This window comes from Mycolicibacterium sp. MU0050 (genome assembly GCF_963378085.1).
Lineage (GTDB): Bacteria > Actinomycetota > Actinomycetes > Mycobacteriales > Mycobacteriaceae > Mycobacterium > Mycobacterium wendilense.
Genome location: NZ_OY726395.1, coordinates 2,745,188 through 2,769,842, shown reverse-complemented (window position 1 = coordinate 2,769,842; position 24,655 = coordinate 2,745,188). Strand labels below are relative to the sequence as shown.

Genomic DNA, 24,655 nt, shown 5'->3' with positions numbered 1-24,655 from the left:
CGACACACCGACAGTTTCACCGTGATCGCGCACGCTCGCGCCGGAAGGGAAGGGCGCTGATGCCTCGCCGTAACGACCTCAACCATGTCCTGGTGATCGGGTCCGGACCGATCGTCATCGGTCAGGCCTGCGAATTCGACTACTCGGGCACCCAGGCCTGCCGCGTGCTGCGCGCCGAAGGTCTGCAGGTCAGCCTGGTCAACTCGAATCCGGCGACCATCATGACCGACCCCGAGTACGCCGACCACACCTACGTCGAACCGATCACCCCGGCGTTCGTGGAGAAGGTCATCGCCCAGCAGGCCGAGCGCGGCAACAAGATCGACGCGCTGCTGGCCACCCTCGGCGGGCAGACCGCGCTGAACACCGCGGTAGCGCTGCACGAGAACGGGGTGCTCGAGAAGTACGGCGTCGAGCTGATCGGCGCCGACTTCGACGCCATCCAGCGCGGCGAGGACCGGCAGAAGTTCAAGGACATCGTCGCCAAGGTCGGCGGCGAATCCGCCCGCAGCCGGGTCTGTTACACCATGGCGGAGGTGCGCGAGGCGGTGGCCGACCTCGGCCTGCCCGTGGTGGTCCGACCCAGCTTCACCATGGGCGGGCTGGGCTCGGGCATGGCGGCCAGCCTCGACGACGTGGAGCGGATGGCCGGCGACGGCCTGGCGGCGTCCCCGTCGGCGAACGTGCTGATCGAGGAGTCGATCTACGGCTGGAAGGAATACGAGCTCGAGCTGATGCGCGACGGCCGCGACAACGTCGTGGTGGTGTGCTCGATCGAGAACGTCGACCCGATGGGCGTGCACACCGGTGACTCGGTGACCGTGGCGCCGGCCATGACCCTGACCGACCGCGAGTACCAGGTCATGCGCGACCTGGGCATCGCGATCCTGCGTGAGGTCGGCGTCGACACCGGCGGCTGCAACATCCAGTTCGCCGTCGATCCGCGCGACGGCCGGTTGATCGTCATCGAGATGAACCCCCGGGTGTCGCGGTCCTCCGCGCTGGCCTCGAAGGCCACCGGCTTCCCGATCGCCAAGATCGCCGCCAAGTTGGCCATCGGCTACACCCTCGACGAGATCGTCAACGACATCACCAAGGAAACCCCGGCCTGCTTCGAACCCACGCTGGACTACGTGGTGGTCAAGGCCCCGCGGTTCGCATTCGAGAAGTTCCCCGGGGCGGACGCGACCCTGACCACCACCATGAAGTCGGTGGGCGAGGCGATGTCGTTGGGCCGCAACTTCGTCGAGGCGCTCGGCAAGGTGATGCGCTCGCTGGAGACCAAGCGGGCCGGTTTCTGGACCGGACCGGACCCCGACGTCAGCGTCGAGGACCTGCTGGAGCGGCTGCGGACGCCGACCGACGGCCGGCTCTACGACATCGAGCTGGCGTTGCGCCTGGGCGCGACGGTCGAGCAGGTCGCGGCGGCCTCCGGCGTCGACCCCTGGTTCCTCGACCAGATCGCCGGCCTGGTGGCGCTGCGCGACCAGCTGCTGGCGGCGCCGGTGCTGGACGCGCAGCTGTTGCGCCGCGCCAAGTACCAGGGCCTGTCGGACCACCAGATCGCCTGTCTGCGACCCGAATTGGCCGGCGAGGTCGGAGTGCGGGTGCTGCGCGAGCGGCTCGGTGTGCACCCGGTCTTCAAGACCGTCGACACCTGCGCCGCGGAGTTCGAGGCCAAGACGCCGTACCACTACAGCACCTACGAACTGGATCCCGCCGCCGAGAGCGAGGTGGCCCCGCAGGCCGACCGGCCCAAGGTGCTCATCTTGGGGTCGGGTCCCAACCGCATCGGTCAGGGCATCGAGTTCGACTACAGCTGTGTGCATGCCGCGACCACGCTCAGCGGGGCCGGCTTCGAGACGGTCATGGTGAACTGCAACCCGGAGACGGTGTCCACCGACTACGACACCGCCGACCGGCTCTACTTCGAACCGCTGACCTTCGAGGACGTCCTGGAGGTCTACCACGCCGAACAGGAGTCCGGCGCCGGCGGCCCCGGCGTCGTCGGGGTGATCGTGCAGCTCGGCGGCCAGACCCCGCTGGGGCTGGCCGACCGGCTCGAACGGGCCGGCGTCCCGATCGTGGGGACCCGACCGGAGGCCATCGACCTGGCCGAGGACCGCGGCCGGTTCGGCGAGGTGCTGACCGCCGCGGGTCTGCCCGCCCCGCGGTTCGGCACCGCGACGACCTTCGAGCAGGCCCGTACCATCGCCGCCGACATCGGCTACCCGGTGCTGGTGCGCCCGTCGTACGTACTCGGTGGGCGCGGCATGGAGATCGTCTACGACGAGGAGACCCTGCAGGGCTACATCATGCGGGCCACCGAACTCTCGCCCGAGCACCCGGTGCTCGTCGACCGGTTCCTCGAGGACGCCATCGAGATCGACGTCGACGCGCTGTGCGACGGCACCGACGTCTACATCGGCGGGGTGATGGAACACATCGAGGAGGCCGGCATCCACTCCGGCGACTCGGCGTGCGCGCTGCCGCCGGTCACGCTGGGCCGCACCGACATCGCCGCGGTGCGGCGCGCCACCGAGGCCATTGCCAAGGGCATCGGCGTGGTCGGTCTGCTCAACGTGCAGTACGCGCTGAAGGAGGACGTCCTCTACGTGCTGGAGGCCAACCCCCGGGCCAGCCGCACTGTGCCCTTCGTCTCCAAGGCCACCGCCGTGCCGCTGGCCAAGGCCTGCGCACGGGTCATGTTGGGCGCCACCATCGCCGAGCTGCGCGCCGAGGGGATGCTGGCCGCCGACGGCGACGGGGCCAGCCCGGCGCCGCACGCTCCGATCGCGGTCAAGGAGGCGGTGCTGCCGTTCCACCGGTTCCGGCAGGCCGACGGCTCGGGAGTCGACTCGCTGCTGGGCCCGGAGATGAAGTCCACCGGCGAGGTGATGGGCATCGACTCCGACTTCGGCAAGGCCTTCGCGAAGAGCCAGACCGCCGCCTATGGCTCGCTGCCGGCGCGCGGCACCATCTTCGTGTCGGTGGCCAACCGCGACAAGCGGTCCTTGGTGTTCCCGGTGAAACGGTTGGCGGACCTCGGTTTCCGGGTACTGGCCACCGAGGGCACCGCGGAGATGCTGCGCCGCAACGGGATTCCGTGCGAGGTGGTGCGGAAGAACTTCGAGGAGCCCAGCCCGGACCGGCCGGCACTGACGGCGGTCGACGCGATCCGCGCCGGCGAGGTGGACCTGGTGGTCAACACCCCCTACGGCAACTCCGGGCCCCGGGTCGACGGTTACGAGATCCGGGCCGCCGCGGTCCAGATGAACATCCCCTGCGTGACCACCGTGCAGGGCGCCTCGGCCGCGGTGCAGGGCATCGAGGCCGGCATCCGCGGCGACATCGGTGTGCGGTCCCTGCAGGAACTGCACGCCACGCTGGACGGGCACTGAGCATGGCGGGCTTCGGGGTCCGGCTGGCCGAGGCGGTCGCCGCCCGCGGGCCGTTGTGTCTGGGCATCGATCCGCACCCGGAGCTGTTGACAGCCTGGGGGCTGACGGCCGACGCCGACGGGCTGGCCGCGTTCAGCGCGATCTGCGTGGAGGCCTACGCCGGGTTCGCCGTCGTCAAACCGCAGGTCGCGTTTTTCGAGGCCTACGGCGCCGCGGGTTACGCGGTGCTGGAACGCACCATCGCCGAGTTGCGGGCGACCGGCGTGCTGGTCCTGGCAGATGCCAAGCGCGGCGACATCGGTACCACCATGGCGGCCTACGCCGCGGCCTGGCTCGGCGACTCGCCGCTGGCCAGCGACGCGGTGACCGCGTCGCCGTATCTGGGCTTCGAGTCGCTGCGGCCGCTGCTGGACACCGCCGCCGAGCGTGGCCGGGGTGTTTTCGTGCTGGCCGCCACCTCGAACCCGGAGGGCGCCGGGGTGCAGCGGGCCAGCATCGCCGGCCGTACTGTCGCGCAGTCCGTCGTCGACGCGGCAGGTGCCGAGAACAGTGCAACCGGAACGGGTTCCATCGGCGTGGTGGTCGGAGCGACGTTGTCCGAGCTGCCTGACCTGAGTGCCCTCGACGGCCCGGTTCTGGCGCCCGGGTTGGGCGCCCAGGGTGGACGCGCCGAAGATCTGGGCCGATTGGGCGCTCGGGTCCTGCCCGCGGTGTCGCGCGAGGTGCTCAAAGCCGGGCCGGATGCCGCCGCGGTGCGGGCCGCAGCAGAGCGGATCCGCGACCAGGTCGCCTACCTGGTCTGAAAACTGCGCCGCCGTCGGCCGGATGGGCCGTGTCAGGAACGGGTTGCCAGACCCAACACCACCATCTCGGCGATCTCGCGGGACGCGGTCTCGGCGTCGATCGCGCGGTTCTCGAGGCGGCCCGAGAGCACGTCGAACCACACCGCACCGAACGCGAACCGGACGGCCGCGTCGACATCGAAGGTGCGGTGATCCCACCAGCCGAGGTTGGTCCGGATGCGGTCGCCGATCTCCTGGAGCACCGGCGCCAGGATCTCTTCGTAGTGGCTGCGTGCCGATTCCTCACCATCGAACATCAGCACCCCCAGCAGGGGTGCGACGTCGCGCATCACGTCGATCAGGCTGGCGATGAACAGGCGGGTTCGCTCGACCATCTCGTCCCGGGAGGTTTGCGCGTCGGTGGGGGGAAGGCTGTCGGCTTCGGCCCGGCGTGCGATGAGTTCGCGCAGGGGCGCGACGACAGCCGCGGCGAACAGGTCCTCTTTGGACGCGAAGTGTCGGTACAGCAGCGCCTCGTTGATGCCGGCCGCAGCCGCGATGTCGCGAGTCCGCGCGCCCTTCAGCCCCTGGGCAATGAAAACGTCCCGGGCCGACATTTCGATGTGCGCGCGCCGCTGCTCGGCACTCATCCGCTTTTGCGCCGATGCGGCGCGCTGTTGGGTGCTCACCACTTGTCCTCCGGGGTGCATCCTTTGCGTCACGTGGCCGCTGCGGTTGCCGGCGCGTAGGACTCCACGTCGAACGTGCGAAGTCGCCGGGTCAGTGAGTACATCGACCCGGGCCAGGCAAGGGAAACCCGTCGGTGGCCGTCGGCCAAGTAGTAGCTGTCACAGCCGCCCAGGGCCAGGCTCGACTTGTTCAGCATCTTGTCTGCTGCGGCGACGAAGGCGTCCTGCGCTGCGCCGGTCACGTCGAGAGCAGCGACGCCGAGGGCGTTGGTGGCCTTGATCGCGCCGACGAGGTAATTGGCCTGCGCCTCGGCCATGGTGAAGCCGGATAGCGTGCCGACGTTGGGGCCGAACATCATGAATGCGTTGGGGAAACCGTTGATGGTGGTGCCCATGTGCGCCTTCGGGTTGCCCTTCCACACCTCGGCCAGCGTCTCGCCGGATCTGCCGCGGATGCGTTGGGCTACCGGGTGGTGCTGCAGCGTGTGAAATCCGGTCCCGAAAATTATTGTGTCAGCAGGGATTTCACACCCGGCCGCGGTAACCACGGAATGTTCGCGGATCTCGGCGGCGGGCGAGTCGAGCAGCTCGACGTTGGGTGCCGTCAATGCCGGGAAGTAGTCGTTGGAGAACAGCAGGCGTTTGCAGGTGGGGGTGTAGTTCGGTGTCACCGCGCGTCGGAGTGCGCTGTCCTTGATGTGCCGGCGAATATGCAGCCGGCCCGCCAGGCTCAGCAAACCGGCGAAACGTGGTGACCGTAGCGAGATGCTCACCAGCGGATCCAGCAAGGCCCACTCCAGTGCCCGGAGCAACTTCATCGATGCCGGGAACCGCGCGAGGAATCGCTTCGAACGCTCGCTGATGTCCCAATCGGGCTTGGGTAGGACCCACGACGGGGTGCGCTGCAGGATGGTGAGCCTGCCGACCACGGGTTGGACCGCCGGAACGAATTGGATGGCGGACGCGCCGTTGCCGATCGCCACCACCTGTCGCCCCGTGAGGTCGAGGTCGGTGGGCCAGTGCGAGGAGTGAAATACCTTGCCCTTGAAGGTGTCTCGACCCGGGAGGTCGGGGATCATCGGCTCGTGCAGCGGGCCGGCGGCGATCACGAAGAACCGTGCGAGGTATGTGCCGCGGTTGGTGGTCACGTGCTAGCGTTCCTGACCGGAGTCCCAACGCGCGTCGAGCACCTCGGTCTGGGTGCGGATCTTGTCTCGCACGCCGAAGTCGTCGACGACCTGGCCGATGTAATCCCGCAGTTCGGCCCGCGTCCCGTACACCCGGGACCAGTCCGGCTTGAGCGCGTAGGAGAACGAATACACGTGCGAGGGGATGTCCACCGCGCATCCCGGATAGGTGTTGAAGTGCCAGGTGCCGCCGACCGCGTCCGCGCGCTCGATGAGGACCAGATCGTGGATCCCGGTGTTCTGCAATCCGATCGCCGCGGCGATGCCGGATACCCCGGCTCCCAGAATCAGCACCTCGACGGCGTGTTGGTCGACTGTCAGATCGGTGTCTGTCATCTCCGCCTCTTCGTCGCGCATCCCCGGCAATTACAGATGGTGCCGCGGTGGATCCTCATTAGCAAGCACTTACTTAGTAGCACTGGTTTTGTGGAGCTGGGCGGGGCGCGCTGGTTGCTACGGTGTTTCCGGCTATGCCTTTCCGCGCACACCGTCGGCGCTCGCCGTGGGCGAAACCAACCGATCGATCAGGATGGCCGGGATCTTCGCGACCTGCGGCGGTCCGGTACCCATGGCAACGAACTTCGTGGTGGAAGCGGTCGCCTCGCCGAAGTCTCCTGCCCTTGTCAATTCTCGGGATGTCCTCTACGCCAGCATCTTTCAGGTGTGCAACGGGTCATCGGGCCGGGCATGGCACCCCGGTGAACGGCACCGTCGCGCCCACCGTCACGCCGCGGTCTTTGGCGCCCGCGCGACGACGGGGGAGTGCGACTAAGTCCTTCGGTGGCGACGTCGCAGTGGTCGTCGGAGACTCTTTCGGGGGGCGAGCGGGCGGCGAGAGGGCATCGTCAGCAAGTCGTCACCACGAAGCACCTCGCGAACCCCCACCGGTGGGTCGAGATGTCCCCGAATCAGCCAGCGGTGACGTGAACGCGGGCGAACCACCTCCCCCTTGCGTCCCTTCCGTCCCAGAGGCCCCCGGCATTCGCGCTGGTCGCGGCCGCCGGCAGCCTTCGCAGCGCGACCCACGTCCAGGGGTGCCCGACACGCCCGAAACCCCAGGACCAGCCAAAATTTTTCTTTCGGCGCCGTTCGCGGGTCCCACAACGTGGGCCGGCCGCGCGGCCGGTGGACCAAATACGGCTTCCACGTGGCGAAACGTCTTGAAATGCAGTCGGTTACGGCAGCCGACCCGCGCGATCTCGCCGAAACCGGCGCTGCGCAGCACCGGGCGGCCCCGATTCGAGGGGGCCCGGGACGCCGGGATTTGACGCCGTAACCAGGGGGTGGGGTTAGATTTCGTCAGAGAGCCTGGGTACGGTCGTCGTCGCTGGCTGAAGTACCCGGCCAACGGTGTTAAATGGCCTAGATGGACCAATGAGATGGAGGAATCGTGGCCCTTCCCCAGTTGACCGACGAACAGCGCGCGGCAGCGTTGGAGAAGGCTGCCGCCGCACGTCGAGCCCGAGCTGAGCTCAAGGATCGGCTCAAGCGCGGCGGCACCAACCTCAAGCAAGTCCTGAAGGACGCCGAGACCGACGAGGTCCTCGGAAAGATGAAGGTCTCCGCCCTGCTGGAAGCCCTGCCCAAGGTGGGCAAGGTCAAGGCCCAGGAGATCATGACCGAGCTCGAGATCGCGCCGACCCGCCGCCTGCGCGGCCTCGGCGACCGGCAGCGCAAGGCGCTGCTGGAAAAGTTCGACCCCTCCTAAGGGGGTCGTGGGCACCAGCGGGGGACCGGACGGCCGCGTAGTCGTGCTGTCCGGCCCCTCCGCGGTCGGAAAGTCGACCGTGGTGCGCTGCTTGCGAGATCGGGTCCCCGGGCTGTTCTTCAGCGTGTCCGCCACCACCAGGGCGGCGCGTCCGGGCGAGGTCGACGGTGTCGACTATCACTTCGTGACGTCCGCAGCGTTCCAGGACCTGATCGACCGCGGTGAATTGCTCGAATGGGCCGAGATCCACGGCGGCCTGCACCGTTCCGGCACCCCGGCGGAGCCGGTCCGCGCTGCGGTGCAGGAGGGCCGGCCGGTCTTGATCGAGGTGGACCTGGCCGGGGCGCGCGCGGTCAAGCAGGCGCTTCCGGCGGCGACCTCGGTGTTCCTGGCGCCGCCGAGCTGGGCGGTGCTGGAGGCCCGACTGGTGGGGCGCGGCACCGAATCGCCGGAGGTCATTGCGCGCCGATTGGCCACCGCACGTGAAGAAATCGCTGCTCAGGGCGACTTCGATGTGGTGGTGGTCAACAGCGAATTGGAAACCGCCTGCTCCGAATTGGTATCCTTGCTGCTTACGCGCCCTTGAGACGGCATTTTCCAGAACAGATCTTTCGAGAATGTGCTTTCAGCAACTGCCAGGAGAGTTTTTCAGTGACTAACACGCACGCCGACACCCTGACCGCCACCGACGCGGTCGACGCCGCGGGAGTCGACGCCTACGACACGCCGCTGGGCATCACCAACCCGCCCATCGATGAGTTGCTGGAGCGGGTCTCGAGCAAGTACGCGCTGGTGATCTACGCCGCCAAGCGCGCCCGGCAGATCAACGACTACTACAACCAGCTCGGCGACGGCATTCTCGAATACGTCGGCCCCCTGGTGGAGCCGGGTCTGCAGGAGAAGCCGCTGTCGATCGCGATGCGCGAGATCCACGGCGACCTGCTCGAACACACCGAAGGCGAGTAGCGAGCGGCGACCGGTGATGGCTGCCAAACGGATCATCGTCGGAGTAGCCGGCGGAATCGCGGCCTACAAGGCCTGCTCGGTAATTCGACAGCTGTCCGAGGCCGGCCATGAGGTCCGGGTCGTCCCGACCGAATCCGCCCTGAAATTCGTCGGGGCCGCGACCTTCGAGGCGCTGTCCGGTCAACCGGTGCGCACCGGGGTGTTCGAGGACGTTCCCGAGGTCCCGCACGTGCGGATCGGGCAGCAGGCCGACCTCGTCGTCGTCGCACCGGCCACCGCGGACCTGCTGGCCCGCGCGGTCGCGGGCCGCGCCGATGATCTGCTCACCGCGACCCTGCTGACCGTAACGTGTCCGGTGCTGTTCGCGCCCGCCATGCACACCGAGATGTGGCAGCATCCCGCCACCGTCGACAACGTGGCCACCCTGCGCAAGCGCGGCGCGGTGGTCCTCGAACCGGCCGCCGGCCGCCTGACGGGCGCCGATACCGGGCCCGGTCGGCTGCCCGAGCCCGAAGAGATCGCCACGTTCGCCCAGCTGCTGCTCGAACGCGGCGACGCGCTGCCGCACGATCTGGCGGGCACCCGAATCCTGGTGACGGCCGGTGGCACCCGCGAACCGCTGGACCCGGTGCGCTTCATCGGCAACCGCAGCTCGGGCAAACAGGGTTACGCGGTGGCGCGGGTCGCGGCCCAGCGCGGCGCCGAGGTCACCCTGATCGCCGGCAACACCGCCGGACTGGCCGATCCCGCCGGGGTCGACGTGGTCCGCATCGGATCGGCTGCACAGCTGCGCGACGCGGTGTCCAAGCACGCCGCCCAGGCCAATGTCCTGGTGATGGCGGCCGCGGTTGCCGACTTCCGGCCCGCCGTGGTGTCGGCGGCGAAGATCAAGAAGGGCGGCGACTCGGAGCCGAGCTCGATCGACCTGGTCCGCAACGACGACGTGTTGGCCGCGACGGTGCGTGCGCGGGCCGACGGTCAGTTGCCGAATATGCGCACCATCGTCGGGTTCGCCGCCGAAACGGGCGATGCCAACGGCGATGTGCTGTTCCACGCCCGCGCGAAACTGCAGCGCAAAGGCTGTGATCTGCTGGTCGTCAACGCGGTCGGCGATGGCCGCGCATTCGAGGTCGACAACAACGACGGTTGGTTGCTGAGCGCCGACGGGACCGAAGTGGCGTTGGAACACGGCTCGAAGACGTTGATGGCGAGTCGTATCGTTGACTCGATCGCGGCGTTGGTCGGGGGCCGATAACGCCCGCGACGATGCCGCTCAGCGTGCGCCGAAGGGTTGCGTCGCTAGCGGGATAAGCTTCGATGAACTAAACGATCTTGGACCAGAAGCTGGGCCAGAAGGGCGGAAACGTGAGCGGTAAGAGTCGGCTGTTTACCAGTGAGTCGGTGACCGAGGGACACCCCGACAAGATCTGTGACGCCATCAGCGACTCGGTGCTCGATTCGTTGCTCAGCCAGGACCCCAAGTCGCGGGTCGCGGTGGAGACGTTGGTCACCACCGGCCAGGTGCACGTCGTCGGCGAGGTCACCACCACCGCCAAGGAGGCGTTCGCCGACATCACCCAGACCGTGCGGGATCGGATCCTCGAGATCGGCTACGACTCCTCGGATAAGGGTTTCGACGGCGCGTCGTGCGGCGTCAACATCGGCATCGGAGCCCAGTCGCCGGACATCGCCCAGGGTGTCGACACCGCCCATGAGGCGCGGGTAGAGGGTGCCGGCGATCCGCTGGACGCCCAGGGCGCCGGCGATCAGGGGCTGATGTTCGGCTACGCCATCAAGGACACCCCGGAATTGATGCCGCTGCCGATCGCGCTGGCGCACCGGCTGTCGCGCCGACTGACCGAGGTCCGCAAGAGCGGGGTGCTCGACTACCTACGCCCGGACGGCAAGACCCAGGTCACCGTCGCCTACGACGGGACCACCCCGGTCCGGCTGGACACCGTGGTGCTGTCCACCCAGCACGCCGCCGGCATCGACCTGGACCTGACGCTGACCCCCGACATCCGGGAGAAGGTCGTCAACACCGTGCTGGCGGACCTGAACCACGACACGCTGGACACCTCCGACTTCCGGCTGCTGGTCAACCCGACCGGCAAGTTCGTCCTCGGCGGCCCGATGGGCGACGCGGGGCTGACCGGCCGCAAGATCATCGTCGACACCTACGGCGGCTGGGCCCGTCACGGCGGCGGCGCGTTCTCCGGCAAGGATCCCTCCAAGGTGGACCGGTCCGCGGCGTACGCGATGCGCTGGGTGGCCAAGAACGTGGTCGCCGCGGGGCTGGCCGAACGCGTCGAGGTCCAGGTCGCCTACGCGATCGGCAAGGCCGCTCCGGTGGGGCTGTTCGTGGAGACGTTCGGCACCGAGACCGTCGATCCGGCGCGCATCGAGAAGGCCATCACCAGCGTCTTCGACCTGCGTCCCGGTGCGTTGATCCGCGACCTGGACCTGCTGCGACCCATCTACGCGCAGACCGCGGCCTACGGGCACTTCGGTCGCACCGACGTCGAGCTGCCCTGGGAGCAGACCAACAAGGTCGAGGACCTCAAGGCCAGCGTCTAGCGACCTCGCCCGGTGAAGACTCAGCTGGCGAAAACGTAGTCGTCGAGGTCGAAGCGGCGGCTACGGAGGTCGGCCTCCCACGTCGTCGCCGGACGTAGCGGCACGTCACCGTTCTTGTCGAAGTAGTAGCTGTTCGCCTGGGCGCAGCTGTCCTGCCAGAAGATCTGGCGGTGCCGCTTGCGCATCATCTCGGCGAAGTAGCGGGCGTTGGCCTCGGCGCGCACCTCCACGCGGGTCGCGCCGTCGGCCTGCGCACGCCGCAGGCACCGGACGATGTGCCGGGTCTGGGTTTCGATCAACGCGAAGAACGACGATCCGACGTAGCCGTAGGGGCCGCACACGCAGAAGAAGTTCGGGAAGCCCGGGACGCTGACGCCCTCGTAGGCCTGCATCCGGTTCGTGCTCCAGAACTCCGCCAGCGTGGTCCCCGCCGGCCCGGTCAGCGCGAAGGATGCGCTGTCGACGTCCATCACCTTGAAACCGGTCGCCAGGATCAGCACGTCGAGTTCGTGGCCCGCACCGTCGGCGGTGCTCACCCCCGAACCGGTGATCCGGTCGATGGGTTCGGTGACCAGTGCGACGTTGTCCCGGTTGAAGGTCGCCAGGTAGCTGTTGTGGAAACCGGGTCGTTTGCAGCCCACGGCGTAGCGGGGCGTGAGCTTGTCGCGCACCACCGGATCGCGCACCTCGCGGCGCAGGTAGGCCCGCCCGGCGGCCTCGGCGCGCCCGGCCATCGGGAACACCGTGTGGTACTGGGCCGACAGCGGGAAGGTCACCTCGACGAAGGCCTGGCTGAGCGCCCGCCCGAGCAGTTTGCCGCCGGGTACCCGCATCGCCAGCCGCGCCGCCCGGGGTAGCGGGAGATCCACCTTGGGGAAGCACCAGATGGGTGTGCGCTGAAATACGGTGAGCCGTCGGACAATCGGGGCGATCTCCGGAATCACCTGGACTGCCGAGGCGCCGGTGCCGATGATCCCGACGCGCTTGCCGGCCAGCTCCACGCCGTGGTCCCAGCGCGCGGTGTGCAGGGTGGGACCGGCGAAGTCGTCCACGCCGTCGATGTCGGGCGCCTTGGGCTCGTTGAGCACCCCGGCGGCGTTGACGAGGTAGCGCGCGGTGAGCTCGCCGGCGTCGGTGGACACTCGCCACAGGTTGTCGGCGGCGTCGAAGGTCGCGCCGGTGACGGTGGTGTCGAACCGGATCCGTTCGCCGATGCCGTACTTGGCCACGCAGTGTTCGGCGTAGGCCTTGAGCTCGGCGCCCGGCGCGTAGGTCCGGCTCCAGTCGGGGCTCTGCTCGAAGGAGAACTGGTAGGAGAACGACGGGATGTCCACCCCGATGCCGGGATAGGTGTTCCAATGCCACGTCCCGCCCGCCTCCGGGCCGGCCTCGACGATCAGATAGTCGGGCAGCCCGGCGGCGTCGAGCTTGATCGCGGTGCCGATCCCGGAGAATCCGGCGCCGACGATCAGGGTCTGGTGGTCGGGTTGGTGACCCATGCCCCGACTCTAGGCGTGCAGCGCGGCCCTCAGGGCGGACAAGCCGCGATCCATGGCCTCGGTGGTCGCCGGCACCACGCCGGCGTAGCCGAGATACCCGTGGATCAGCGATTCGGCGTGATCCACGCTGACCTCGACGCCGGCCGCGGCCAACAGCTCGCCATAGACGATGCCGTCGTCGCGCAGCGGGTCGTGGCCGGCCACCGCGATGTGGGCCGGCGGCAGCCCGGCCAGGCTGGCCGCCCGGCTGGGAGCCAGGGTGGCGGGCAGCCCCGCCGCATCGGTCAGGTCCAGATCCGGGGCGTACCAGGCGCTGAACCCGGCGATGGCCGCGAGATCCAGGATCGGGGCCTCGGCGTTCTCGGTGTAGGAACCCAGGGTGGTGTCCCAGGTCAGCGCCGGGTACCACAGCAGCTGGAACTTCAGTTCCGGTCCGCCGGCGTCGCGTGCCAACTGGGTGAGCACCGCGGCCAGGTTGCCGCCGGCCGAGTCGCCGGCCACCGCCAGCCGGTGCGGATCGCCGCCGAATTCGTCGGCGTGCTCGGCGATCCACGTCAGCACGGCCCACGCGTCGTCGACGGCGGCCGGGTAGGGGTGTTCGGGCGCCAACCGGTAGTCGACGGCGACGACGATGGCCTCGGCGCCGACCGCGTGCTGGCGCGCGGTCCCGTCGTGGGTCTCGAGGTCGCCGGCCGCGAACCCGCCGCCGTGCAGGAAGAGCAGCACCGGCGCCGGGCCGGAATGCTCCGCCGGCCAGTAGATCCGGATCGGGATGGGGCCGGCCGCGCTGTCGACCGTCCGGTCCTGGGTGCGGATCCCCGGATGCAGCGGGGTCCGGGGCAGATCGCGCAGCGCCTTGCGGACCGCCTCGGGACCGTCGTCGGGGGACAGGCGGAACGGAACCGCCTCGAGAACTTTCTGCAGGATGGGGTCGATGGTCGCCATGGGCTCAACGTAGCGGTAGGCATCGGCTACCTTCGCAGAGTGGTATCCCCCTCCTCGGTGACACGGTCGCGGCAATCCCGGCTGTGGATCGCCGGCGCGGTGGTTGGCGCCGGCTACGGACTGTTTCTGCTCATCGCCGCGCTGCGACTGCCGGCCGGCACCGACCTGACCGGACAGTTCCCGGGCCAGCCGGTGGTCAAGGCGGCGATGGCGCTGCTGTTGGCCGCCGCCGCACTGAGCCATCCGCTGATACGTGAGCGGCGCTGGCTTTTGGGCGCGCTGCTGTTCTCCGCGCTGGGCGACCTGCTGTTGGCCATGCCGTGGTGGGAACCGTCGTTCGTCGGCGGGCTGGGCGCCTTCCTGGTGGCGCACCTGTGCTACCTGGGGGTGCTGGTCGCGCTGGCCCGGTTCTCGCCCGGGCGGGCCGGCGCCGCGGCAGTGGTGCTGCTGGCCTGCGCGGTGTTGCTGGTGTGGTTCTGGCCGCAACTGGCGGCCGACGGGTTGACGGTGCCGGTCACGGTCTACATCGCGGTGCTCGGGGCCATGGTGTGCGCCGCGTTGCTGGCCCGGCTGCCGACCTGGTGGACCGCGGCCGGTGCGGTGTGCTTCGCGGTGTCGGATTCGATGATCGGTATCAGCGAGTTCATCCGCCACGATCAGCTGCTGGCGGTACCCATCTGGTGGTTCTACGCGCTGGCCCAGGTGCTGATCACCGCGGGACTGTTCTTCGGCCGCGGCGCGCCGGCCGCCGGCGCATCGCGGTAGCCCCCGCCGCGTCCGACCGCGCTCGTATCCTGGTCGATCGCAGCCGGATGCGCACGAAAAAGGGGTGACCACCACATGTCGGGTTCGACGAGCAGGCGCGCCTTCCTGGGTACGGGGTTGGCGCTGTTGGCCGGCCTGGGTGGTGCGGCGGCCTGCGCGGGCACCGCACGGCAGCGGGCCGCGCCCCTGCCGGCGCCGGTGGCCACCGACGACTTCCTCGTGTACCAGGACCTGCCGTATGCGGCGCCGGTCGGCCGCGGGCACCTGCTCGACATCTACCTGCCCCCGGCCGCCGACGGACCGGTGCCGGTGGTGATCCATCACCTGGGCTCGGCGTTCCGCAGCGACGACACCAAGGGTGACGCGCTGCCGCCCCCGCCGAGCACCACCCAGCAAGCCGCGCCGGCCGCCGAACCCACCCCCGCGCCGGCGTCGGTGCCGCTGCCCTTCGATCCGGCCTCGCTGAGCGGCATGATCGGCCCTCGGGGGGTGGCGTCGTGGCTGGTGCCGCGCGGATACGCCGTGGTGGGCCTCAACGTGCGCAGCAGCAGCCAGGTGAAGTTCCCCGGGCAGGTCCACGACGTCAAGGCCGCGATCCGGTATCTGCGGGCAAATGCCAACGCGTGCGGCCTGGATCCCGATCGGTTCGTGACCATGGGCAACAGCAGCGGTGGGTGGGTCGCCACCATGGCGGCGCTCACGGCCGGGGCCGAGGAACTGGAGGGTGACCTGGGCAACGGGTCGCAGTCGAGCGCCGTCAAGGCCGTCGTCGACCTCTACGGTCCCACCGATTTCCTGGCGATGGACGCGCACCGGCTGCCGCACGGCGACCGGCACGACGGCGCGGACTCCCCGGAATCGGAACTCATGGGGTTCGCCATCCAGACCGACCCCGAGGCGGTGCGGAAGGCCAACCCCGCCGCCTACGTCCGCGCCGGCAGCCCGCCGGCGTTCATCGCCCACGGCATGGCGGATCCGCTGGTGCCGTTCAATCAATCCGAGATCCTGTTCGACGCCTACGAAAGGGCGCGCGTCAGCGCGAACCTGACACTGATACCCGGTGTGGGGCACACCGACGGGTACCTGTCCGACCCCGGGCACTCCCCGGGCCGGACCGTGCGCCGGACCCGTAACGGCAGCACGACCACCGGTACCGAGCCCGCGCCGACGTTCGAGACGCTGGTGGCCTTCCTCGACACCCACCTGGGTCGGCTACCTTCACCACCGTGAGCGCCGAACGCAAGGCCGCCGAGCATGAGCCCATCGCCCGGGTGCTGCCGATGCTCACCGTGCCGCATCTGGATCGCGAGTTCGACTACCTGGTGCGCGAGGAGCAGTCCGACGACGCCCAGCCCGGCGTGCGGGTCCGGGTGCGCTTCCACGGCCGCCTGGTCGACGCGTTCGTCCTCGAACGCCGCTGGAACACCGACCATCAGGGGCAACTCGGCTGGCTGGATCGGGTGGTGTCGCCCGAACGCGTGCTCACCGCCGAGGTGCGGCGGCTCGCCGACGCGGTGGCTGCCCGCTACGCCGGCACCCGCCCCGACGTGCTGCGCCTGGCGATCCCGCCGCGCCACGCCCGGGTGGAGAAGGAAACCACATCGGCGGCAGCCTCTTTCGAGGTCGCCGCGCCCGATCGCGAGCAGTGGGAGCGCTACGCCGGCGGGCCGGCCTTCCTGACCGCGCTCGAGGAGGGCCGCGCGGCGCGGGCGGTGTGGCAGGCCCTGCCCGGCGAGTCCTGGGCGGACCGGATCGCCGACATGGCCGCGGCCACCGTCCGCGGCGGACGCCGGGTACTGGCCGTCGTTCCCGATCAGCGCGACGTGGATGCGTTGTGGCACAGTGCCGTCGAGCGCTGCGGCGCCGAGGTGGTGGTCGCGCTGTCGGCGGGCCTGGGTCCCACCGCCCGGTATCGGCGCTGGCTCTCGGTGCTGCGCGGCGGCGCCCACGTCGTCATCGGCACCCGCAGCGCGGTGTTCGCGCCCGTACACGACCTGGGCCTGGTCGTGGTGTGGGACGACGGCGACGACACCCTGTCCGAACCGCGGGCGCCCTACCCCCACGCCCGCGAGGTCGCCATGCTGCGTGCGCACCAACTCCGCTGCGCCGCGGTGATCGGCGGGTTCGCACGGACTGCCGAGGCCCACGCCCTGGTCCGCAGCGGCTGGGCGCACGACCTGGTGGCGTCGCGGGCGGTGCTGCGCGAGCGGGCCCCGCGGGTGGTCGCACTCGACGACGACGGCTACGAACAGGAACGCGATCCGGCGGCGCGCACCGCGCGGCTGCCGTCGGTGGCGCTGCGGGCCGCCCGCACCGCGCTGCAGGCCGACCGGTCGGTGTTGGTGCAGGTGCCGCGGCGCGGGTACGTGCCCTCGCTGGCGTGTGCCCGGTGCCGCACCGTGGCCCGGTGTCGGCACTGCACCGGCCCGCTGTCGTTGACGGACCGGCTGGCGGCCGGCGCGGAATGCCGGTGGTGCGGCCGGGTGGACCCCGCGCTGCGATGTGTCCGGTGCGGCTCGGATGCGGTCCGAGCGGTCGTGATCGGCGCCCGCCGGACCGCCGAGGAGTTCGGCCGGGCGTTCCCGGGGGTCCCGGTCGTGACCTCCTCCGGTGATTCGATCGTGCGTACCGTCGACGGCCCGGCCGGCCTCGTGATCGCCACCCCCGGGGCGGAGCCCGCCGCGCCGGGCGGTTACGGCGCCGCGCTGCTGCTCGACGGCTGGGCGTTGCTGGGCCGGCAGGACCTCCGCGCCGCCGAGGACACGCTGCGACGGTGGCTGGCCGCGGCGGCGCTGGTTCGCCCGCATTCCGACGGCGGCACGGTGGTGGTGGTCACCGAGGCCGCCATCCCGACCGTGCAGATGCTGATCCGGTGGGATCCGGTGGGGGCCGCCGGCGCCGAACTCGACGCCCGCGCCGAGGTCGGCCTGCCGCCGAGCGTGCACATGGCGGCCCTCGACGGCACCGCCGATGCGGTGGCGGCACTGCTGGCGGAGGCCGGGATCCCCGGCACGGGAGCGGAGCCGGCCGTGGCGTCCGCCGAGGTGCTCGGGCCCGTCGACCTTCCGGTGGGTGCGCGCCGACCGCCCGGGCTGGACCCGGCGGCCGAGGTTGTGCGGATGCTGGTGCGGGTGCGCCGCGAGCACGGCCTCGCGCTGGCCTCGGCGCTGCGCGGGGCCACCGCGGTGCTCAGCGCCCGCCGCGAGCACGACCCGGTCCGGGTGCAGATCGATCCGCTGCACTTCGGTTAGCGGCTCGGACTGCGCGAGATCCCGACGCGGAGAACGCCTTGCGCATAAAGTGTGAGCGGCCATGAAGTGCGCAGCGGACGCGGGGGACTCAGATGGGCTGGTTCGGCCGGATCATCAGATGGCTGACCGCGACGATCGTCGTCGCACTGGCGGTGTTGTGGCCGTTGGCGTTCGGCGGGGGAGCCGTCGGTGCGCCGGCCGCGGATCCCGTGACCATCACCGAGTACCGCGCGCACTATCACGTCGACGCCGAGGGCAACCTGGACGCGACCGAGACCATCACGGCCATGTTCCCCGGCGACCGACACGGCATCTTCCGGTACTGGGATGTGGCCAACCCGAACAGCCCGCGGGTGCGGCAGGAGCCGGCCATCACCTCGATTCTGATGGACGGCGCGGACATCCCGTACGAGCTGCAGTGGTCGGGGCAGGAGCGCTTCCGGGTGGCCAAGATCGGTGACCCGGACCGGTATCTGAGCTACGGCGAACACGTCTTCGAGATCCGGTACCAGGTGCCCGGCGTGCTCGACTCCGGTGACACCGGGGCGGCCAAGACCTTCGCCAGTCGAATCGGCGCCGTCGAACCCGCCGCGCCGACGGTCTTCTACTGGAACGTGATCGCGCCGGGGTGGGACAACGTCATCGACCGCGCCGAGATCACCGTCACCCTGCCCGGCCCCGTGATGGGCGCCCAGTGTTCGGTCGGGTTCGGGACCGGGGCGCCCTGCCTGGTACTGGATGCGGCCGGCACCACGCTGCGTGTGAGCGCGGCCGAACTGGCGCCGCGCACACCGGTGACCGTGCGGGCCGGAATCGAGACGCCCACCCCAGCGCGCGCGGAGTTGCCCTGGTCCTACCGCTGGGACCCCATCCTGGGCCGATCGGTGCAGGGCGTGCTGTCGGTGCTGGGCATCACGGTGGCGGCGGGGGCCCTGGCCCTGCTGATGTACCGCAGCACCGTCGAGGAGTCGCCGGGGTTCCCGCTGCAGTACGCCCCGCCCGAGGGCCTGAGCCCGGTGCAGTGCGAATACATCCGCACCGAGGCGGTCAGCCGAAACGCGTTGACCGCCACACTGTTCTACCTCGCCGAGCGTGGGCTGATCGAGATGCGGCAGCACGGCGAAAAGAAGTGGTCCATCCACAACGTCGCCCGGGTCCGGGACTGGTCGGGTATCGACCCGGTCAGCGCCGCGGTCGCCACCGCGTTGAAGATCAATCGGGCCGGCGGGGAATTCAAGGCCAACGGGACGGTGTCGGCCGGCAAGCGGCTCTCCGAGGCGAAGGCGGATCTGGAGTCGGCGCTGCGCGAGTGGGCCCGCACCGAGGGCTTGCTGGAGTCCCGACCGTCGGAACTGTGGGTACGGGTGGCCAACCTGGTCGCGTTGGGGTGCGCGGGGATGGCGACCTTCCGCTGGGTCTTCCCGGTCACCATCTGGGTGGTCCCGTTCGCTGTCTTCTTCTTCCTGTCGGTGCGGTCCTGGGCCGCCGGGACCGGTACCCGGCGCACCGCCGCCGGGCGTGAACTGTGGTCGCGGGCAGGCGGTTTCCACCGCATCCTGGTGACCGATTCGGCCGAGGCCCGATTCGACTTCGCCGCCCGCAAGGAGCTCTACACCGCCTATCTGCCGTTCGCCGTGGCCGCCGGGGCCGCGGCGCTGTGGGCGAAGAAGTACCAGGCGGCGACGGGGACGGCCGCACCCGAGCCGACGTGGTACCACTCCACGGATTCCGGTCAGGCGTTCTCGTCGGGGTCCGGCACCGCCGGTTTTGATAGCTTCGAGTCGGCGTTGTCGTCGTCCATCGGCGCCTACACCGCCTCCCAGTCGTCGTCGTCCAGCAGCAGCGGCGGCGGCGGGGGCGGCGGAGGTGGAGGAGGCGGCGGCTCATGGTGACATTCGTCCTGGCGCTGGCCCTGCTCGTGGCACTCGGTGTACTGATCGCCTTCGTGGTCGGCTACAACCGGCTGCGCGCGGCCGATATCCGGGTCGATGAGGCGCTCGGCGGCATCGACGTGCAACTGACCCGCCGCGCCGCGCTGGTGCCGGCGCTGGTGAGCACGGTCAGTGCGGTGGCTCAGCACGAGCAGGCCATCGTGGACCGCGTCACCGCCGCGCGCGCCGCGCTGGCTTCGGCGACCACGGGCGCGTCGGTGGTCCAACGCAGCGCCGCCGAGCAGCAGCTCAACATCGCGCTCGCGCAGCTGCTCGAACTCGGAGCCGGCCACCCGCAACTGAATTCCTCGAACAACTTTCTGCATCTGCAACGGACCCTCGCCGACACCGAGGACAAGCTCGCCTTCGCCCGGCAGTACTACAACGACGCGGTCGCGACCCTGAACCGCACCCTGGGCACCATCCCGTGGATGTTGGTCGCGGGCTCGGCCGGTGTGACCGAGCGCGATTACTACCGCAGCGAGCCCTAGACTGGCCTGATGCGTTTGGTGTTTGCCGGCACGCCCACGCCGGCGTTGCCCGCGTTGCGTCGGCTGCTGGCCTCGCCGCGCCACGAGGTGGTCGCGGTGCTGACCCGACCGGATGCGGCGTCGGGCCGGCGCGGCAAGGTGGCGCCGTCGCCGGTCGCCGCGCTGGCCGCCGACCACGGGATCCCGGTGTTGAAACCGGACCGGCCCAACTCCGAGGAGTTCGTCGCCGAACTGCGCGAGTTCGCCCCCGAGTGCTGCCCGGTGGTGGCCTACGGCGCGTTGCTGCGGGAGCCGCTGCTGGCGGTCCCGCCGCGGGGTTGGGTCAACCTGCACTTCTCGCTGCTGCCCGCCTGGCGCGGTGCAGCACCGGTTCAGGCGGCCATCGCGGCCGGCGACACCGTCACCGGTGCCACCACCTTCCAGATCGAGCCGGCGCTGGACAGCGGGCCGGTCTACGGGGTGGTGACCGAGGCGATCCGCGACTCCGATACCGCCGGCGATCTGCTGGAGCGGTTGGCCGAGTCCGGCGCCGGACTGCTCGAGGCCACCCTCGACGGGATCGCCGACGGCGCCCTGACCGCGGTGCCGCAGAGCGCCGACGGCATCAGCCTGGCCCCGAAGATCACCGTCGAGGACGCCCGGGTGCGCTGGACGCTGCCCGCGCACGTGGTGGATCGCCACATCCGTTCGGTGACACCGGATCCGGGTGCCTGGACCATGATCGGCGAGCTGCGCGTCAAGCTCGGCCCGGTGACGGTGGCCGACGACGATGGCCTGCAACCCGGCCAGATCCGGGTCGAACGCAACCGGGTGTTGGTCGGAACCGGTTCGCAGCCGGTGCAATTGGGTACCGTGCAGCCCCCGGGCAAGAAGTCGATGGCCGCGGCGGACTGGGCGCGCGGGGCGCGGCTGACCGAGGCGGCGGCTTCGTGACCGAACGCCGACCTCCCCGCCGTGGACGTACCGCGCGCCGCCCACTGGATCCCGCCCGCCGGGCGGCCTTCGACGTGCTGCGGGCGGTCTCCGAGCGCGACGCCTACGCCAACCTCGCGTTGCCGGCCCTGCTCGCCGAGCGCCAGATCACCGGCCGGGACGCGGCTTTCGCCACGGAGTTGACGTACGGCACCTGCCGCAGCCGCGGCCTGCTCGACGCGGTGATCGTCGCGGCCGCGAACCGTCCGGTCGAGCGTATCGACCCGGTCCTGCTCGACTTGCTTCGCCTGGGGGCCTATCAGCTGTTACGTACCCGCGTCGAGCAGCACGCCGCGGTGTCGACCACCGTCGAGCAGGCGGGCATCGAATTCGATTCGGCCCGCGCCGGATTCGTCAACGGGGTGCTGCGCACCATCAGTGCCAAGGACGAAGCGGGCTGGGTGGCCGAATTGGCGCCCGCTGCGGCGGTCGACCCGGTGGGCCACCTGGCCTTCGCGCATTCACACCCGCGGTGGATCGCCCAGGCGTTCTCCGATGCGCTCGGCGCCCGAGCCGGGGAGCTGGAGGCGTTGTTGGTCAGCGACAACGAACGCCCCGGCGTGCATCTGGCGGCCCGCCCGGGCGCGCTGACCGCCGCGGAGTTGGCCACCGCGGTCGACGGGGTGGTCGGCGAATACTCGCCGTACGCCGTGCATCTGGCCGGTGGCGATCCGGGCCGGCTCGACGCGATCCGTGCCGGGCAGGCCCTGGTGCAGGACGAGGGCAGTCAGCTGGTGGCCCGCGCGGTGACGTCGGCTGCCCTCGACGGTGCCGACCAGGGTCGTTGGCTGGACCTGTGCGCCGGCCCGGGCGGAAAGACCGCCCTGCTGGCTGCGTTGGCGGCGCAGCAGGGTGCGACGGTCACCGCCGTCGAACCCGCACCGCGGCGCGCGGAGATGGTCGAGGAGAACACCCGCGGTCTGGCGGTGGAGGTCTTGCGGGTCGACGGCCGCGACACCGGACTGGAGCCCGGCTTCGATCGCGTCCTGGTCGACGCCCCCTGCACCGGGCTCGGCGCCCTGCGGCGCCGACCGGAGGCGCGCTGGCGCCGACAACCCGGCGACATTCCCGAGCTGACCAAACTGCAGCGGGAGTTGCTCGCCTCGGCGATCGCGCTCACCAGGCCCGGTGGGGTGGTGGTGTATGCGACGTGCTCACCGCATCTGGCCGAGACGGCCGGCATCGTCGCCGACGCGTTGCGCCGGCAGCCGGTGGTCGCCCTCGACACCCGCGAGTTGTTCGCGCCGGCGACCGATGTCGAGGCCGGCGGCGCGGCCGCGGGGGCGGTGCAGTTGTGGCCGCACCGGCACGGCACGGACGCGATGTTCGCCGCCGCTCTGCGGCGGGTTTGACCAGGCTGCTCTGCGGCGCATCTGACCGGGCTGCTCTGCGGCGCATCTGACCAGGCTGTGGCCCGCGCCACGTCCGGGCGGGGAAGGTAGCCGCCCATCGTCATCGACTTTCCCCGACAATGGAACTCAACCGATGTCGAGTGTAGTCACCCAACTCGGCTCCTATCGGTGACAGAAATCGGAGTATCGAGTTGAACTTCCTGCGACGTAACCCACCGGGGCGCACCGCCGGCCGGCCCTCGGTCCGACAGGTCTCGCTGGCGCCGTTGACCGTGCTGGAGTTCAGCCCGCCGCAGATGGTCACCTGCGCGGCGGAGGCCGGCTACGACGCGGTCGGGCTGCGTCTCATTCCCGCCACCGACGCCGAGCCGCGGCACCCGAGCATCGGCACCACCCCGATGATCCGGGAGACGCGGCAGCGCCTCGACGACACCGGGCTGTCTTTGTTGGACATCGAGGTGTTGCGGCTCCGCCCGGATACCCGGGTCCGCGAGGAGTTCGGCCCCTTCCTCGAGACCGGCGCCTATCTGGGGGCGCGCGAAGTGTTGGTGACCGGAAACGACCCCGATCATCACCGGCTCGCCGACAACCTGGCCGAATTGTCGGAGTTTGCCGGCACTTTCGGCGTCGTCCCGAATCTGGAGCCGATGCCGTGGACCGATGTCCGCGATCTGCGGGAGGCCGCGTCGATCCTGCGCCGCTGCGAGCAACGGCAGGTCGGCCTGCTCGTCGACGCATTGCATTACGACCGCACCGACGCCACGGCTGCCGATCTGCAGGCGTTGGCGCCGAACTGGATCCGCTACATCCAGATCTGCGACGGCACGTCGCCGCGCCCCACCTCGTTGGACGAGCTGCAGTATCAGGGCCGCAACGCGCGCCTGTTCCCCGGCGAGGGCTCCATCGATCTGGTCGCCATGTTGCGGTCGCTGCCCGGCGTGCCGATCAGCATCGAGGCGCCCATTCAGTGGCGCGCCCCGGCCGTCGTCCGGGCCCGCGCGGCGCTGCGGGCCGCACGGCCGGTGATCGCCGTCGCTGACTCTGATCGAGTGTCGCTGTCCGCGTGACTTCGGCCGGCCACGAAGGCGTTGGGACACCGTGATCGATTCCGCGGTGCGGACGGCCCGCACGAGGCGCCGGTGGCCCAATCTGATCGCGGGTTGGTTGGGGCTGGCGTGCGCGGCTGCGGCGGCCGTCGGCGTCCTGGTGCATTTTCTCGGCCCGGTCAGCACCACCGTGACGTTGCTGGCTTCCTTCAGTCCGCTGGCCATCCTGGGTGCACTGCTGGCGGTGGCGTTGTTGGTCGCCGCGCGCTGGTGGGTGGCGGCCGCGATGGCCGCGGTCGTTGCGGCCGCGGGGGTGAGCGCCCAACTTCCGCTCTACCTCGGAGCGCCCGCGTCGGTGGCCTCCGAGGCACCGACGATCACCCTGTTGCAGGCCAATATTCGGCTGGGTGAGGCGGACGCGGACGCCCTCGTGGAGCGGGTCCGCCGCAACCAGGTGGACGTGCTGACCGTGTCGGAGCTGACCGAGGAGGCGGTGGGCCGGTTGGCGGCGGCGGGCATTGCGGAGTTGTTGCCGTTCGCCCATCTCGAGCCGAAGATGGGCGGATCTGGTGCCGGCATCTATGCGCGGCACCCGCTCACCGAGCCGACGGTGCTGCCGGAATTGGTGCACAACAACCTACGCGCCGTGATGACGGTGCCCGGGGCGGAACCCGTTGCGGTGTACGCCCTGCATCCGGTGCCGCCGTACCCTGAGCCGGCGTGGCGGTGGGCAACGGATCTGGAACGGATCGGCGCCGTGTTCGCCGCGGAGTCGAGGCCCCTGATCGTGGGCGCGGACTTCAACTCCACCTACGACCATCGGCGTTACCGGGACTTGGTGTCCGCGGGGACCACCGCAGACGGGGAATTGCTCGATGCCGCGGAGCATCTCGGTGCGGGGATCGTGGCGACCTATCCCGCTGACAGGTGGCATCCGCCGGCGTTGGCCATCGACCGGATCCTCACCCGCGGCGCCACCCCGCTGACCTTCGTCCGGGTCGACCTGCCCGGCTCCGACCACCACGGGGTGCTCGCCGAGGTGCGACTCGAACCGCGCGGCGACTAGTTCACCCGCACTCGCCGGCCGCGGCGT

General features: G+C 70.3%; 22 protein-coding genes. 16 read left to right on the top strand and 6 right to left on the bottom strand.

The features are described 5' to 3' along the window. Positions 1-59: 59 nt before the first annotated feature. Positions 60-3,401, top strand: a complete 3,342-nt coding sequence (gene carB, locus R2K23_RS12965) for a carbamoyl-phosphate synthase large subunit (protein ID WP_316510005.1) — start codon at positions 60-62, stop codon at positions 3,399-3,401. A gap of 2 nt (positions 3,402-3,403) precedes the next feature. Then, positions 3,404-4,204, top strand: coding sequence for an orotidine-5'-phosphate decarboxylase (pyrF, locus tag R2K23_RS12960; protein ID WP_316510004.1), 801 nt, complete (start codon positions 3,404-3,406; stop codon positions 4,202-4,204). Positions 4,205-4,236: 32 nt separating this feature from the next. Here pyrF and R2K23_RS12955 read toward each other — a convergent pair whose 3' ends face one another. From R2K23_RS12955 to R2K23_RS12940, 4 genes are all read right to left on the bottom strand, one after another. Beyond that, positions 4,237-4,872, bottom strand: a complete 636-nt coding sequence (locus tag R2K23_RS12955) for a TetR/AcrR family transcriptional regulator (RefSeq protein ID WP_316510002.1) — start codon at positions 4,870-4,872, stop codon at positions 4,237-4,239. Between the two features lie 29 nt (positions 4,873-4,901). Further along, positions 4,902-6,020, bottom strand: coding sequence for a flavin-containing monooxygenase (locus tag R2K23_RS12950; RefSeq protein ID WP_316510001.1), 1,119 nt, complete (start codon positions 6,018-6,020; stop codon positions 4,902-4,904). Positions 6,021-6,023: 3 nt separating this feature from the next. After that, positions 6,024-6,395: an NAD(P)-binding protein gene (locus R2K23_RS12945; RefSeq protein ID WP_316510000.1), complete on the bottom strand. Its 372-nt coding sequence runs from the start codon at positions 6,393-6,395 to the stop codon at positions 6,024-6,026. Positions 6,396-6,527: 132 nt separating this feature from the next. After that, positions 6,528-6,686: a hypothetical protein gene (locus R2K23_RS12940; protein WP_316509998.1), complete on the bottom strand. Its 159-nt coding sequence runs from the start codon at positions 6,684-6,686 to the stop codon at positions 6,528-6,530. A 763-nt stretch (positions 6,687-7,449) separates the two neighbouring features. Here R2K23_RS12940 and mihF point away from each other — a divergent pair. The 5 genes from mihF to metK all read left to right on the top strand — a co-directional run bounded on the left by mihF (position 7,450) and on the right by metK (position 11,310). Further along, positions 7,450-7,767, top strand: a complete 318-nt coding sequence (mihF, locus tag R2K23_RS12935; RefSeq protein WP_099022083.1) for an integration host factor, actinobacterial type — start codon at positions 7,450-7,452, stop codon at positions 7,765-7,767. 7 nt (positions 7,768-7,774) lie between these two features. Next, a complete protein-coding gene (gene gmk / locus R2K23_RS12930) occupies positions 7,775-8,353 on the top strand; it encodes a guanylate kinase (protein ID WP_316509997.1) in 579 nt (192 codons plus the stop codon). A 65-nt stretch (positions 8,354-8,418) separates the two neighbouring features. Then, complete coding sequence (rpoZ, locus tag R2K23_RS12925) at positions 8,419-8,733, top strand: DNA-directed RNA polymerase subunit omega (RefSeq protein ID WP_396891922.1); 315 nt, start codon at positions 8,419-8,421, stop codon at positions 8,731-8,733. A gap of 16 nt (positions 8,734-8,749) precedes the next feature. Then, on the top strand, positions 8,750-9,988 hold the full coding sequence (gene coaBC / locus R2K23_RS12920) for a bifunctional phosphopantothenoylcysteine decarboxylase/phosphopantothenate--cysteine ligase CoaBC (protein ID WP_316509996.1): 1,239 nt from the start codon (positions 8,750-8,752) through the stop codon (positions 9,986-9,988). A 110-nt stretch (positions 9,989-10,098) separates the two neighbouring features. Then, the gene (metK, locus tag R2K23_RS12915; RefSeq protein WP_316509995.1) at positions 10,099-11,310 is read left to right on the top strand and encodes a methionine adenosyltransferase; all 1,212 of its coding nucleotides are present in this window, start codon (positions 10,099-10,101) and stop codon (positions 11,308-11,310) included. Between the two features lie 20 nt (positions 11,311-11,330). Here metK and R2K23_RS12910 read toward each other — a convergent pair whose 3' ends face one another. Both R2K23_RS12910 and R2K23_RS12905 read right to left on the bottom strand, forming a co-directional pair. Beyond that, entirely contained in the window at positions 11,331-12,809 is a 1,479-nt protein-coding gene (locus R2K23_RS12910) for a flavin-containing monooxygenase (RefSeq protein ID WP_316509994.1), read from the bottom strand. Between the two features lie 9 nt (positions 12,810-12,818). Then, a complete protein-coding gene (locus R2K23_RS12905; RefSeq protein ID WP_316509992.1) occupies positions 12,819-13,754 on the bottom strand; it encodes an alpha/beta hydrolase in 936 nt (311 codons plus the stop codon). 81 nt (positions 13,755-13,835) lie between these two features. Between R2K23_RS12905 and R2K23_RS12900 the strand changes: the two genes are divergently transcribed. The 9 genes from R2K23_RS12900 (at position 13,836) to R2K23_RS12860 (ending at position 24,628) form a co-directional block, all read left to right on the top strand. Further along, complete coding sequence (locus tag R2K23_RS12900) at positions 13,836-14,519, top strand: lysoplasmalogenase (protein WP_316517255.1); 684 nt, start codon at positions 13,836-13,838, stop codon at positions 14,517-14,519. A gap of 75 nt (positions 14,520-14,594) precedes the next feature. Continuing rightward, positions 14,595-15,749: an alpha/beta hydrolase gene (locus R2K23_RS12895; RefSeq protein ID WP_316509991.1), complete on the top strand. Its 1,155-nt coding sequence runs from the start codon at positions 14,595-14,597 to the stop codon at positions 15,747-15,749. Between the two features lie 50 nt (positions 15,750-15,799). Then, a complete protein-coding gene (locus tag R2K23_RS12890; protein WP_316517254.1) occupies positions 15,800-17,770 on the top strand; it encodes a primosomal protein N' in 1,971 nt (656 codons plus the stop codon). Between the two features lie 92 nt (positions 17,771-17,862). Beyond that, the gene (locus R2K23_RS12885) at positions 17,863-19,662 is read left to right on the top strand and encodes a DUF2207 domain-containing protein (RefSeq protein ID WP_316509990.1); all 1,800 of its coding nucleotides are present in this window, start codon (positions 17,863-17,865) and stop codon (positions 19,660-19,662) included. Beyond that, entirely contained in the window at positions 19,656-20,192 is a 537-nt protein-coding gene (locus tag R2K23_RS12880) for a LemA family protein (RefSeq protein ID WP_316509989.1), read from the top strand. Before R2K23_RS12885 ends, R2K23_RS12880 begins: the two co-directional genes overlap by 7 nt. Before the next feature lie 9 nt (positions 20,193-20,201). Continuing rightward, positions 20,202-21,125, top strand: a complete 924-nt coding sequence (gene fmt / locus R2K23_RS12875; protein ID WP_316509988.1) for a methionyl-tRNA formyltransferase — start codon at positions 20,202-20,204, stop codon at positions 21,123-21,125. Next, the gene (locus tag R2K23_RS12870) at positions 21,122-22,516 is read left to right on the top strand and encodes an RsmB/NOP family class I SAM-dependent RNA methyltransferase (protein ID WP_316509987.1); all 1,395 of its coding nucleotides are present in this window, start codon (positions 21,122-21,124) and stop codon (positions 22,514-22,516) included. The genes fmt and R2K23_RS12870 overlap by 4 nt, the downstream gene beginning before the upstream one ends. Before the next feature lie 191 nt (positions 22,517-22,707). Then, positions 22,708-23,583, top strand: coding sequence for a sugar phosphate isomerase/epimerase family protein (locus R2K23_RS12865; protein ID WP_316509986.1), 876 nt, complete (start codon positions 22,708-22,710; stop codon positions 23,581-23,583). Positions 23,584-23,614: 31 nt separating this feature from the next. After that, a complete protein-coding gene (locus R2K23_RS12860) occupies positions 23,615-24,628 on the top strand; it encodes an endonuclease/exonuclease/phosphatase family protein (RefSeq protein ID WP_316509985.1) in 1,014 nt (337 codons plus the stop codon). Positions 24,629-24,655 lie beyond the last annotated feature (27 nt).